The organism is Thainema salinarum CENA647, from assembly GCF_057732415.1.
This window is the reverse complement of record NZ_JBYJZJ010000022.1, coordinates 561,001-574,442: the sequence shown is the minus strand read 5'-3', so window position 1 is coordinate 574,442 and position 13,442 is coordinate 561,001. Positions and strand designations below refer to the sequence as shown.

Sequence of the window (13,442 nt, the reverse complement as noted above, 5' to 3'; positions counted from 1 at the left end):
CAGGGTTCTGTATCCTCAAATCTTGGTTTGCGTTGCTCCTATTCAGCAAAAAGTGAATTTGGGGACAGATTAGCGAGGTATTACCTTATGGATGTGTCGGAATTAGTGAAGCGCTACGAAGCGGGAGAACGGTCATTTCGTGATCTCAACTTTATGGGTGCAAATTTCAATGGCGTGAAGTTAGCTGGGGCAGACTTAACTGGCACCTATCTCGGCTCGGCCAACCTCAGCCATGTATCGCTACGGGACGCAAACTTAAAGGACGCATTCCTCTACGGTGCGGACTTAAGTTATGCCAAGCTTGACTACTGCAATTTGGCCAATGCAGATTTAACGAAAGCCAACCTCCAAGGAGCATCGTTGATTCGCGCAAATCTTACGGATGCCAAGCTGAGTGGTGCAGTGTTGAAAGCGGTCAATCTGCGGGGAGCCAGCCTAGAACGGGTCAACTTGTGCGGTGCAAACCTACAGGGCATTAACCTGCGCGGTGCCAATCTTCGATCCGCCAACCTCAACTGGACAAATCTGAGTGGAGCCCGCTTAAGTGGAGCCTGCTTAGAAGATGCGGTGTTGAACGGCACTCGTCTCAGTGAAGCCTGGCTGAATGGGGTTGACTTCAGCGGCTTTGACCTTGATGGCGTTAACCTGAGCGAGGCGCGGCTATCGGGGACAAACTTCAGCAATGCCAATCTCTCGGCGGCTAATCTGAGCCATACGCAACTGCGGGTAGCCAATCTGATGCGATCGCAACTTCAATCCGCCAATTTAACCGAGGCGGATCTGCGCCGAGCCGATCTGAGCGAAGCAACACTGAATAAAGCTGATTTGACCAACGCCAATCTTGCGATCGCGGATTTAACCGGAGCCAAGCTCAATTTAGCCGACCTCACAGCCGCCAACCTATCAGATGCCAGCCTGCGTGGTGCCTACCTCTGGGGTGCAAAGCTAATTGGCACCAATCTCCAGCGAGCCAACTTTAGCAAAGCCAGCCTGCGCGGTGCCGCATTGGATACGCTCCTCTCATCCGATACCATTTTCTCAGAAGCGACCATGCCTGACGGTACGCTCTTAGAGTAAGAAAGAGTAAAAATCAGAGTAAAGCTGAAGTCAAAGCCGCTAATCCGCCCATGTCGCCATCAACGCCATCTGCCGCAACCTTAACCACCATCGCCCAGCAGACGCAACGCCTAGTCGGAGCAGAAACAGCGGTTGTGGCCTTGTCCGAAACAGATGGCGCAACCATCTTCTACGCCGCCGCTATCGGCAAACATGCGGCGGCCATTCAAGGCAAGCGCGGCGCTCGTGAAACGTCAGGTCTCTGCGGGGTTGCCTTGGATTCAGGGCAAGCGGAATTGGTTTGCCAAACCCAAGGAGACTTGCGCGTCCGCCAGGATTTAGTCGAAGCGCTGAGAATCAACACGGCCCTGGCCGCTCCAATCAGCCGCGATGGTCATGTACTGGGAGCGCTGATGGTACTCAATCGTCAGGACGGCAGTCAATACGATGAAGAATCTCAGGTCAAGCTAGCCGCCTACACCCAAGAAGTGGCCCAGATGCTATAAATTTTTTCTGCAATTCTTTAGACTCAGATAGAGCGGTTGCTGCGTCAAGTATCCATGACGCAGGCATTTAGGCTGACTACGTGTCTACCGTAATCTTCAGCGAACGGCAATCCGCTAAAGTTGCGAACCAATAAGCATTTTGGCAGATGCCACCACAGGAGTTGAAGTAACTTGTTAAAGTGACAAACGTGGCGTTTGGGCCAAAGTCTCACGATTTAAGTCAAGATTTAATTTAAAACTGGGTTGGATGAAGCCCCAAAACCTCACACAATAGAAAAGAGTAAAACTGACTACAATTTGAAGAATCGTATCCTTGCCGATGCTCCTAGAACTTCCCATGCATAAGACCAGCGATCTACACGTTGTTGATACTCGGCCACTCATCAGTCCAGCGATGATCCACCACGAGCTGCCCATTACCGAGCAAGCTTCCGAGTTGGTCGCTGAAACCCGCGATCGCATTCGTAATATCCTACGCAATGAAGATCAGCGGCTGCTCGTAATCGTTGGCCCCTGCTCCGTTCACGATGTGGACGCGGCAATGGAATATGGTCATAAACTGGTCAAACTGCGCGAAAAGTATCAGGATCAGCTCGAAATCGTCATGCGGGTTTACTTTGAGAAGCCGCGCACCAATATCGGCTGGAAAGGGTTGATTAATGATCCCCATTTAGACGGCAGCTACGACATTAACAACGGCCTGCGGATTGCCCGTAAGCTGCTGTTGGATCTCGCTGAAATTGGCCTGCCTGCCGCGACTGAACTGCTCGATCCGATTACCCCGCAGTACATCGCTGATGTGATTTCCTGGTCGGCGATTGGGGCACGCACCACCGAAAGCCAAACTCACCGCGAAATGGCCTCCGGTCTGTCTATGCCGATTGGCTTCAAAAACAGCACGGATGGCTCGGTACAAACCGCCGTCAACGCAATTTTGGCCGCGATTCGTCCCCACCACTTTTTGGGCATCAACAGTCATGGTTTAGCCAGCATCGTTGCCACGACGGGCAACCCTGATTGCCACCTGGTGCTGCGGGGCGGCAAGCATGGCCCTAATTTTGACGTAGAACATGTGGAAGCAGCGGCTCAGGAACTGAGTAAGCAGGGCATTAACGCGCGGGTTCTGGTCGATTGCAGCCATGCCAACGCCAATAAAGATCACAATCGCCAAACCGTCGTGCTGGACGAGGTGGCTCAGCAGGTGGCCAATGGTTCTCAGCATGTGCTGGGCGTTATGATTGAAAGTCATTTGGTAGCAGGCAATCAGCCCATTCCCAAGGATTTAAGCCAGCTCCGCTATGGTCAGAGCATCACCGATGCCTGCGTGGATTTTGACACCACTGCCGAAATGCTGCACCATTTGGCCCAGGCGACAACGCGCACGGAGATGACGCCAGCGCATTAAATTGGCCATAATTTGGGATATTGATTTCCCTCACCATTGCCATGCCTGCTCCGGCTCCCGATTCGGCTCGTCGTCAACTGTTAGCAGAAGCCCTGCAACTGTCGCGTTTCCTGGTGGGTAACGACAGTCCAGAATCACTGGTACAGCGTCGTCAGGAGCGGCTACGGGAGATTCAGGCTACGTTGCAGACCTATGCCCATCCAGTCTGTTGCGATCGCATTTTGCCCAGCCAAATTCCACTCAAGGTTCGGCAGGCGTTTGTCGAGTCAGTTTTACTCGTGACGCGCTACCACCGTGTGGGCGGGATGCAGTGGCGCGGCACCATGCCATCGCCGACGCTCAGCCAATATCAGCCCGATCCGATTCCAGCCAGCTGGGATACAGAAACTGCGATCGCAACTCTCTGCCAGCAGTATGAGCTGCCCGCTGATCATCAAGCCGGGTTAAAGACGCTCTTGGCTCAGGTGGATCACCAAATTGAGCAGCAGCGGCGCATCATGCAGGCGGTGCTAGCCAGCGTAGAGATCATACCCGATACCGAGCAGCCCCATCTGCGCAGTGCCGCTCGACTATTTCGCTATCTGTTCACAATCGACGTGCCAGTTGGCCTCGTTCATCTGGTTTATACGCCACTGCAGGTTTATTTTTGTGTGGATGGAAAGGCTGTAGAGGAACTTGAGGGAGGGGAAGGTAAGACGGCGGATGGTTTAGATGCGATTGCGCTGGCAAAGCTGAAGCAATTGCTGATGGCGGCAGGTAGCTTTAGCTATAGCCAGTTTCAGCGGTTTCCGACCTTTGGCCCCTGCGACCCGATGCAGATTGATCGGGAGTGGGTAGAGCAGGTGGCAGCAACAGTGGGAATTGAGGTGGTCGCTCTGTTACAATCGCTGTCGCGGGCAGTGGGTGTAATCCCCTTACATAAAGCAGAAGCCTTTCTGCTGCATGATATCTGGGGACATCATTGGCAGCTCATGCTGACCCAATTTGAAAGCGACTATGCCATTCTGGCCGATTGTGATGAACCGCTACGAGCTGGGGAAACGGCCTATACCCCGAACGGGCCGCTCACCTGCCAGGAGTTGTTTAAGCTGACGGATCAGACGGTCACGCTAGATGTGCAGCGGGCACGGCTATTCTTTCATGGTGAAGTGCGTCAACGCTTGGGCGTACTGTTTACTCATCTCCTGGGCGAAATGGTAGCTGATGCCGCCGAGTTTAAGTTTGTCTGGGACTATCCCCAGGCTGCCGATCAGTTACTCAGCTCGTCGCTGTTCAAAACCCTGCCGATGAAGCTGGATTTAAGCCTGGCCGATTTAGATTTTTTGTTTTTGCGGGTGCTCAAACCCTTATTGGAAATGGAGCTGTCCGCTCTACATTCCTCGCCGCTCGAAGCCGAACTGCTGACCGCTTGGGATGCGCAGGGGCACAATGTCGAATCGCTGACCTGTCGCACCAGCCTCAAATGTGAGATCGCACAGCTCTATCACATTTTTCTCAGCGAGTATAGCGCCGACTATTTGCCAACTCTGGCCGGCAGCGGCAGCGTATTCGCTGAAATTGCCAGCAATTTGCTGTATTTGCAAAATGCCGTCAACACCCTCTACACAGACTTCACCTCAGCCCAACATCCCGACCTGCCTTTTCAAGATTTACTCACGGTGTTTATCAGCAGTTACTGCTCTAGCGACTGCTACACCGAGTTCTGGGATGTAGATGACAGTCTAGCTCGCTATTTCCTACCCTGCTGGTTGCTGCTCAAGGCTGAGACAGCATCTAGCTAAATCTGACAAAGTAATGGTGATGTAGCGCTATGCGCTTAGAACCAGGCAGATAGTTTTTGAGAAGCTGCGCTGAGCGCAGCTTCTCAAAAACTATCTGCCTTAACCTGATTACGTCAGGCTATGAATGGCTTGTTAAGCAGGGCTTTCATCAACCAGCAAGGTAAAAAATAGCCCCAGCCTTTCCAGGCTGGGGCTATTTTGCCGTTTCAAGAGCTAAGGGGGAGCTAGGAGAGCCAAAACTACATCGGATAACTATGAACAGCAATATGAAGATTAATCAACAGTAGATGGGAGTATTGGCTAAATTATATTGCGACTATTTAAGCAGCAACCTCTAATACAGGAGGATGCACTAAGATGTCTAGGACTCGATCTAGCTTCGTTAGCTCCATCATGATTCGCACTGAAGGAGAAACAGCACAAACGCTGACTTGCTTTCCGTGCTTTTGAGCTAGGTGACAAGCCGACACCAGTGCCATCAAACCTGCACTGTCGATCGATTCAACCTGCGCCATGTCAACCAAGAGTGACTTGCAGTTTTTTGAGGCGATAGCTGCCGATAGCTCCTGGTTAAACTGGCTAGCATTGGCTGAGCTAAGGGAGCCAGATGGTTGAATAACAGCCATTGAATAGTTCATCGTTAGGTTCCGCATTGCTTACTTCCCTTAAAACCACAAAAATAAAAATCCACCGAAGCCGAGACCTCGGTATTAATGTTTCGACGTTAATCGGACTAGATTAGAACTTGCCAGATTTTACTGGCGGCTTTGCCGAATCTTTATCAAGGCGCGCTTGTTCATTAAAGATTAGGGTAAGTGTTTATACTGAGACAGTGCGCCAGAATACAAAACATTGCGATCGAAGTCGTCCCAATGCTGCACAGACCAATCAAACACTATCATGAGATCTCCTGTAGAAGAGACCTTGATCAGATTTTTGGCATCGCACCCGTTTAGACAAACATTCTTTTAGCGTGGCTAACCGGGAAACAACAGGCTGTGATACAGGTCACTAAAGACTAGCGTGTTAAATCACAAAGGGAAAGAAGCGCGTCGTTAATAATTGGAGCTATGGTACACAGATTTTAAAAAGAGTTCAGTCCCATGGAACCTAAGTTTGTGATTCGTCGCCTGGTGGAAAAAGCCCTCTATATTCGCCAGTTAACGCCTGACATTGAAAATGAGATCAACTATGAGCTAACTCGGTTAGGGTACGTTTCGGATGTGGATTATGAAGCACTGGAGCTTTTAATGTCCGAGATGGATGCTGGCCGCATTCGGTTAGTGCCCAGTTTCTAGTGAGCGATCAATTTATTTATTCATCACAGATGGTTTAGTAAAAGCGGTTGGGAAGCAATCAGGGTGAGTTCCGCTTTTATATTGCAGCGTCTCTATGCGAACGTCTTTATACACCTCAGTACGTCTCAGTTACCAGGGTATAAATTCCAAATCTTTGTACAGTTCTCAGCTTAAGCAGTTCTCAATCTAATTTAATAGAACCGACATAATCAGGGGTTTGATGAGTCTACGAAGACTCCTATGCATCGCTACATTTTTTTGAACTGTTCCATATTAGACTGCCAAACTTGATCAACGAATTGACGTAATTGTTTTGCAGAGGCCAGCTGAATCGGATTAGAGCTACTCGCCGTTTGATGATCTTGACCTTGATGATCTTGATGATAAAGATGGGTCAGTAAGGGAATCGCTTCAGTATCGAGAACAGGCTGAAATAAATGGGTCGGCCAGAGTAAATCAGCCAACTGGCGTAAATCATACAGCCGACAACCTGGATAAGTATCAGGCTGCTGAAAGTAGGCAGTGAGTGATTCGCTATGGCCGCGATCGCAACACCAAAGCAGCAGCGGTCGTGCCCAACACAAGTTTTTACTTTCGATGAGCTGAATCACTTCAGCATATAGATAGGCGCGATCGCAGTGTAATCGAACGATTTGGTGCGGTGTAAATAACGGTTCCACGGACATAAATGGTGAGATAGGCTTCCAGAATATTGAAGTTAGTCGAAATTGGTTAACGTTGTCAGGTTTAGTCCGTCAGATTCAAATTAACCACACGTACTCAGTCTAGTGTGTCATATTCAGGTCTGGCGAAAGATCTACAGCGCTCTCAAATAGCTGATGAACTAAATTGATTATGAACAGGCCGCCCCGATGGGGCGACCTGTTCATAATCAATTTAAGATGGCTGTAGAAGGGACGGTCGCCTTAAAGACTTATGAAACTGACCCGCTACGGCAAACTGAAGCGAAGCAGCGACAAATCATCTGGAAAGGTTTGGGTTTGATTAATCGTTTTGACCTGATCGAGCAAGCTTTCTAGAGACTCAGAGGGCTGCTGTGAAATGAGTTCAACAAACCGATCTAAACCCCAATCCTTCGCATTGCTGAGATTAACGCCATCGTAAATGCCATCGCTAAAAATATAGAGTAAGCTCTGTTCTGGAATCGTACAGCGATCGCTAACGAACATGACATCCGAGAAAAAACCTATCGGCGGATTAGGCGTATCAAGCCGCTGAACATGGACTGGTACCTGATCCGAAACCAAAATGGCCGGCGGATGCCCCGCACTAGCATAGAGCAGCTGGCGAGTTTGGCAGTTATACACTCCATACCAAATCGTGAAATATTTATTATGCTGTTCGGTCATCTGAAAGTTTTCGTTTAGCGCGGCCAGCACGGTTTCAGGACGGTAGAAGTTTACATCCGGCAGCATCTGCGATCGCAACAAATTCAGAATCGTCACTGAGGGTAGCGCGGCTCCCAAACCGTGACCGGACACATCTAGCAAGAAGATCAGCAGATAGTCCGGATCGAGCCAGTAATAATCAAAACAGTCGCCCCCCAACTGGAGCGACGGTAAAAAGTGACACTCTACCTTAATAGGATGATTAGCTGGCTTGGGCAATAGCGATCGCACATAGTCAGAGGCTTCGTGCAGCTCCGCTTCCAGTAATCGCTTTTGCTCAACTAAATCTTGATTCAGCCGATAAAGCCGCATGGCTGCTCGAATGCGGGCATTCATTTCATTCACATCAACGGGCTTGGTCAGGAAATCATCCGCTCCGCTGTCAAACCCCTCAATTCGATCTTGAATATCCGTACGAGCCGTCAGCAGAATAATGAACGTCGTGGAAAGCGCCGGATCGGCCTTTATCTGTTGACACACCTCCAGCCCACTAAGTCCTTGCATAATCTGGTCACACAGCACCACTGCCGGACGTAGGCTTTTCGCTTTACGTACGCCCTCTTCCCCGTTGTTGGCCAATGCGACCTCATATCCCTGATGCGACAGCGATCGCTGAGCGAGTAATAAAATCGCAGGATCTTCATCAATGACTAAAATCTGAGCCATGCACCGCAAAAATGACGTTGATCTCTCGATTCTAATGAGTTTTGGTCGTCTAATACGTTTCTTGAGCTGCCGAGTGATGGATTCAATAGCTAGCTACAGGTAATAGACTTTATTGGAAATAAAGTTTTTGGGGTTGGAAATTGTTTTGTAGCGCGGCTTCGCCGCGCTACAAAACAATTTCCGATAAAGTCTAATAGATACAGAAATCACGTCTCATGCAAATCCACCAATCAGATTCCAAACATCATTCGGCAGCTTTCTAGTGAGATTCCATATCGCAGACTGTATCAGCATTACAGCATAATTATGACAGCCATTTTCCTGTTGTAACCCAGCGACGAACCCATAAACCCAGCGCTACAGCAAATGCCGACGTTATCCAAAATGTCAGGATCGAGTTGTCTTCTAATCCACTAGTCAGATTCATACCGAACACGCAGGACACTGCTGTTAAGGGGAAAAAGATGGCGGCCAAAACGTTTAGTCGATGACTTGCATTAACCGACTGAAGCGTCAGGTAAGCTTGTTCCTCCGCCCGTTGAGCCATACGGAAATCCAGCGCGTTTTTTGTATTCTCATAGAGCAAATCCAAGGTGCGCTCTAGCTCATAGGCCCAGTCGCGCAAATCGATGATGTCGCGATCGCAGGGGATGCCTTCGCGGGCCGATTGCAGGGTGGAATGCAGATTGCGCGCCGATCGCCGCACTGGGGACATGGCTTCCAACAGCTCAAAGTAGTCGTCTGCGCTGTCAGCCTCTTCATATAGACGACTGAGCTGATTTTCAACCTGCTCATACTCGCGTAGGTGCTTCACCAGGGTTTGAACACCAATACCGCCGCCGCTGTGTTCCCAACTACCGTCGGGTTTACGCCAAAAAAAGGTACCAATTCGCTGCTGGTCCCCTGGCTGCGGCACCTTATGCAGCACGAGCAGCAAGTGCCCCTGAGCAACCATCGCCCGCTGTTTACCGGAACTTTTTTGCCCAAAACGATTCTTGATTTCTGGAGGCAGTTGCCAAGCCGGAGGCAATTTCATAAAAAATTTTGACCCGCCTACGAGTAACGTGATCTGGCTGCTCTTAGCATGCCCCAAATCACCATCAATCTAGTGCTGTGTCAACTCTAGTTTTGCTAGTTGACATACCGCACTCCACGCGACCTATCAACCCAAAACCCATCAGATTCAAGTTGACCAATTACTAGAGCTTGAGGCGATCGTTGCGCAGGACGACTGTGCGGCGGCAATTACACAAAACTTTCATGGGATCGGGGTTTTCTTTAAAAGTTATTTCAGATACAAAGTCTTTACAACGACATTGAGGCGTTGAACTGAAATAATCAAATCATAATTAAACATAATTGATGAGTTCAGATTTTCAAATGTTTTCAGCGCTGCAACCTGTTTCAGATGAGCTAAAGAGCCGTCTTGAGCAAGAGCTACGTAAACCTTCCGCCGAAGATCGTCGTGATGACGTAGCCGACTTGATGAATTCCGAAAACTTTGTCGCTGGCTACGATGCCTGTGTTTGGTGGGATGGCTGCTATTACTGTCGAGATGCCAACGGTCAGTGGTACCAGATTCGGTGTGGGTTTTACTAAAGCTAGAACAACTTGACTACTGTCCTGTAATCATAACCTTGCCAAAGAGACGCAGCTGTGGCGTCTCTTTTTTAGTTCAGATATAGCTCAAGCTTTGGGGTTAGCAGGTGCATCTTCTGAACTGGTTAAAGACTTCTGATTGAGTAGCGTCTCTCGATGGCGGATGGTCGTAATCGCTACATCCCACGGAAAGGTAAACGACTGGAACGATTCAGGAGTGATGCGATCAAGGTCAAGATCGTCCACGACTTTCTGGAGAATATCAAACAGCTGTCGGCGGATGACTTCCAGCTTGTCGGGATCATCGGTTTCATACACTTGCTCAATCAAGGCCAAAATTTCCAAATTGTACATATCGGCTCGATTTTTCTGGCGCTGAGTGAGGCTAAAGCGCAACTGCCAGAGTCCTGACCCTAACAGTACCGAAACCGACAGCAGAAAACCCAATGCCTCCGCATAGCGCACGACAAAGTTGGGTTCATCCTGTGTAAAGTAATCTCTAGCTCCCTCATGTAGCGGTAATCCCAAGTTGAGCATCGAGTCTGGAACGCTAATGGATGCGGCGCGAGGATTTCGATCAATGAGTTCACTACGATAGTCATACAGCAAGCTAGTCAACTGCCGAATCAGCACCGGATCAACGTCTTCATGGGCGACTAATAAGGCCCGCACTGAAACGGTTGGTAAATTTTGGGCTGGGATTGAAGGTGCGCCAACATAGGCACCTTTCGGGATGCTCATCGGTTCCAAATAGGGCAGCATGATTTGCACAGCTTCGGCTTGATCGAGCGGCACAAACTGAGCCTCAGTCGTTTGCAACAGCGATCGCACTGAGGAATTTCCCAAAGCGATAATGCGGGAAATCGCATCCACCTGTCCTTGCTCAAAGGCGGCCTGGGCCTCTGCCGCCGACATGGCCGTGTAGTCAATATCGGCTTCGGTTAGACCATAGTGATGAGCAATTTCCCAAAACAGCGCATAGGAACCGCTGCCTTCTGGCATCAGTGCCACTCGTTTGCCGCGTAGATCAACAACCCGCTCAATGCCAGCATCAGAGGCCGCAATCAGGTGAAACACTTCCGGGAATAAGCCCGCGACGCCCCGCACCTGAGGGGCGACAGACGTATCGCTCTGCACAATGGCCAGATCAACCTGGTGGCGACGCAGCAGCTCCATGTTTTCGACGGAGCCTGCGGTTTCAATCACTTTAATCCGCAGTCGAGGCTGATAGAGATTGGCAACTTCGGCCAGTGCCTGACTAAAGGCGTAATATTCGCCATCGCGGCTAGCAGTGGCAATTTCCAGCACGTAAACGCGGTTTTGATCATGCACAAATTTAGCGGCAAAGCCGAGCGCGGCAACAATGCTAACCGCAACTGCTGGAATTAGAAATTTGCGCTGCATAAATGCCTAAATCGTGCCTCAAGGTAATGGTTTCAGGCCATGATTTTTGCTGTATGAATTGGCCCCACAACAAAGATCATTAAACCGCTAAGGATCGTGAATTAAATAGCCTGTCAATCATTCCATCCGTAGGAACACGGCAATGCCGTGTTCCTACCCCAAAGATTTCACCTGATTAAATTCATGTTCCTAAGAATTAAGTAGCTGAGCATAGTTAAACATAAAACCTCAAATCCTGTGCCGCCTGCTGCGCGGACGGCACAGGATTTGAGATCTGTTTTTTAATTATGTCCAAGTACTTATCAAACATGTGCAGTTGGTCAATCTGGCTGCTTACCTCTATTTGACCGAGTTAACCAGGCTAGCGTAGATGGGATAACTCAATCTGCTGCCGATCAACGACAAGTTAATTTCATTGTGAAGCAGAACGGTTCCAATCGATCCTGCCTAACGCTATGCAACGACTGATTATTCAACTGTTTGGATGGTTACTTTCACGGCTGACGCGGCCATTTTATCAAGCGCTGGATGATCCCCAACAGGCACAGCGACGAGTGCAGCAGGAGATCTGCGATCGCATTACCCGTAGCACCTATGGTCAAACTTGGGGCATTCAATCCATTCACGATTGGGACAAGCTGCCCATTGTGGACTATGACGATCTGCAAGATTGGATTCTGCCGACGCTGCATCAACGGCACAACGGGCTGACACCTGAGCCAATTTTGTTCTACGAGAAAACCTCCGGCAGTCGCGGTGCAGCTAAGTTCATTCCCTATACGCAGGCACTGCGACAGTCGTTTAGTCACATGTTCTGCGTTTGGGCACAGGATTTAATCTGCAATGGCCCTCGGTTTCGCACCGGGAAGATTTACTTCTGCGTATCGCCACAGTTGGGTAAGTCGGATGAGGTGGCCCTCACCCTAAATCCCTCTCCCCCAGAGCTGCCGCTTATACACATCTTGAATAATTCTTCTAAATCCCGAACTGATCCCCCTAAATCCCCCTTAAAAAGGGGGAATTGTGAGCCAGTCCCCCCCTTTTTAAGGGGGGCTAGGGGGGATCACAATGTCGAAACGAAGTCTAAGAAATTTGTGTGCAAGCAGTCTACGAGTCGAGGGACTTTGAGCCAGTTTTTGCGAAAAAGTTCCGAAGCCATTGCTCGGCTCCCCGTCTCCCGGCGGGAGAAGGGGCTGGGGGATGAGGGCCAGCCTCCCCCAATGGGCCTTTCTAACGATTCTGAATATCTAGACGGCTGGCTGCGCTGGATACTGTCGCCATTCCTCGTTTCTCCGCCGGGAATCAACCGGATTCAAGATGCGGAAACGTTTAAACATCAGCTTTGCCGGACGTTACTTGCCGAGGAGCGGTTAGAGATTATTTCAATCTGGAGTCCGAGCTTTCTGAAAGTTCATCTGGACTGGATGCAGGCACATCGGCATGTGCTGGTAGAGGAACTGCGCGATCGCACTTCCCCCCAGCGACTCGAACTGCTCAACCAAACGCCCATTCCCTGGACAAAAGTTTGGCCGGAACTGAAGCTGATTTCCTGCTGGGACAGCGCCAGCTCTGCGGATTCGGCAAACTGGCTGAGGCAGCAGTTTCCGGGCGTATTAGTACAGGGTAAGGGGTTGCTAGCGACGGAAGCACCGATGACGATTCCGTTGATTCAAGCGCGGGGCTTTGTGCCAGTTTTAGACCAGATCTTTTTTGAATTTGAGCATGAGACAGGCGCAATCTATCAACTGCATGAGCTAGAAATTGGCCAAATGTATACCATCATCATTTCGCAGAAAGGCGGCCTGTACCGCTACCGCATTGGCGATCGGGTGCGAGTCACGCATCACTTTCACCAAACGCCTTGCCTGGAATTTTTAGGACGCAGCGGCGCAATTAGCGACTTGGTGGGCGAAAAGCTGACGGAAGATTTTGTGCGCGAAGTGCTGGCGACGCTGCCGATGCAAACCGCAACGTTTAAGACCTTAACGCCTGTTGTTCCAGCATCTGAGGGAGAAGCGGCAACCCCGTTTTATCAGTTACTAGTCGATCAGGCTGAGGATACAGAACCCGCGATCGCAACTGCACTCGACCACGCCCTTTGCCAATCTCCCCACTATCACCAGGCGCGACTGCTGGGCCAGATTGCTCCCGCCCAGGTCATCATCAGCGCCACGGCGGCAGACCAATTTATGCAAAAACAAATCACCCCAGGCAAAACCTGGGGCGATATTAAATATTCGATTTTGCATCTTTCTAGGGCGATTCCAGTTAAGAGTGAGAAAGCGAGAGAGGAGAGTGCCTCATCCTGAGGCACTCTC

Annotated in this window: 12 protein-coding genes; 7 read left to right on the top strand and 5 right to left on the bottom strand. The window is 50.0% G+C overall.

Annotated elements, in window-relative coordinates:
- Window positions 1-87 precede the first annotated feature (87 nt).
- The 4 genes from AC286M_RS09340 to AC286M_RS09325 all read left to right on the top strand — a co-directional run bounded on the left by AC286M_RS09340 (window position 88) and on the right by AC286M_RS09325 (window position 4,748).
- Window positions 88-1,077, top strand: a complete 990-nt coding sequence (locus AC286M_RS09340) for a pentapeptide repeat-containing protein (protein WP_488204119.1) — start codon at window positions 88-90, stop codon at window positions 1,075-1,077.
- Between the two features lie 50 nt (window positions 1,078-1,127).
- A complete protein-coding gene (locus AC286M_RS09335) occupies window positions 1,128-1,562 on the top strand; it encodes a GAF domain-containing protein (RefSeq protein ID WP_488204118.1) in 435 nt (144 codons plus the stop codon).
- A 337-nt stretch (window positions 1,563-1,899) separates the two neighbouring features.
- Window positions 1,900-2,967 (top strand): 3-deoxy-7-phosphoheptulonate synthase, encoded by a 1,068-nt coding sequence (locus AC286M_RS09330; RefSeq protein WP_488204117.1) that lies wholly within the window; start codon window positions 1,900-1,902, stop codon window positions 2,965-2,967.
- Between the two features lie 20 nt (window positions 2,968-2,987).
- Window positions 2,988-4,748 (top strand): hypothetical protein, encoded by a 1,761-nt coding sequence (locus AC286M_RS09325; RefSeq protein ID WP_488204116.1) that lies wholly within the window; start codon window positions 2,988-2,990, stop codon window positions 4,746-4,748.
- Between the two features lie 320 nt (window positions 4,749-5,068).
- Here the strand turns inward: AC286M_RS09325 and AC286M_RS09320 are convergent, their stop codons facing one another.
- Window positions 5,069-5,401, bottom strand: a complete 333-nt coding sequence (locus AC286M_RS09320; RefSeq protein WP_488204115.1) for an STAS domain-containing protein — start codon at window positions 5,399-5,401, stop codon at window positions 5,069-5,071.
- Window positions 5,402-5,851: 450 nt separating this feature from the next.
- Here AC286M_RS09320 and AC286M_RS09315 point away from each other — a divergent pair, with 450 nt between their 5' ends.
- A complete protein-coding gene (locus tag AC286M_RS09315) occupies window positions 5,852-6,046 on the top strand; it encodes a hypothetical protein (RefSeq protein WP_488204114.1) in 195 nt (64 codons plus the stop codon).
- A 248-nt stretch (window positions 6,047-6,294) separates the two neighbouring features.
- On the opposite strand, the gene AC286M_RS09310 is transcribed toward AC286M_RS09315, so the two are convergent.
- The 3 genes from AC286M_RS09310 to AC286M_RS09300 form a co-directional block, all read right to left on the bottom strand.
- Window positions 6,295-6,732, bottom strand: coding sequence for a hypothetical protein (locus tag AC286M_RS09310; protein ID WP_488204113.1), 438 nt, complete (start codon window positions 6,730-6,732; stop codon window positions 6,295-6,297).
- Window positions 6,733-6,996: 264 nt separating this feature from the next.
- A complete protein-coding gene (locus tag AC286M_RS09305) occupies window positions 6,997-8,121 on the bottom strand; it encodes a PP2C family protein-serine/threonine phosphatase (RefSeq protein ID WP_488204112.1) in 1,125 nt (374 codons plus the stop codon).
- A 304-nt stretch (window positions 8,122-8,425) separates the two neighbouring features.
- Window positions 8,426-9,157, bottom strand: a complete 732-nt coding sequence (locus AC286M_RS09300) for a CorA family divalent cation transporter (RefSeq protein ID WP_488204111.1) — start codon at window positions 9,155-9,157, stop codon at window positions 8,426-8,428.
- 326 nt (window positions 9,158-9,483) lie between these two features.
- Here AC286M_RS09300 and AC286M_RS09295 point away from each other — a divergent pair, with 326 nt between their 5' ends.
- Window positions 9,484-9,720 carry a hypothetical protein gene (locus AC286M_RS09295; RefSeq protein WP_488204110.1) on the top strand — a complete coding sequence of 79 codons (237 nt, stop codon included), beginning with the start codon at window positions 9,484-9,486 and terminating at the stop codon, window positions 9,718-9,720.
- Between the two features lie 87 nt (window positions 9,721-9,807).
- Here AC286M_RS09295 and AC286M_RS09290 read toward each other — a convergent pair whose 3' ends face one another.
- Window positions 9,808-11,124, bottom strand: coding sequence for a TAXI family TRAP transporter solute-binding subunit (locus tag AC286M_RS09290; RefSeq protein WP_488204109.1), 1,317 nt, complete (start codon window positions 11,122-11,124; stop codon window positions 9,808-9,810).
- Window positions 11,125-11,579: 455 nt separating this feature from the next.
- Between AC286M_RS09290 and AC286M_RS09285 the strand changes: the two genes are divergently transcribed.
- Window positions 11,580-13,433 (top strand): GH3 family acyl-acid amido synthetase, encoded by a 1,854-nt coding sequence (locus AC286M_RS09285; protein WP_488204108.1) that lies wholly within the window; start codon window positions 11,580-11,582, stop codon window positions 13,431-13,433.
- The last annotated feature ends 9 nt before the right edge of the window (window positions 13,434-13,442 follow it).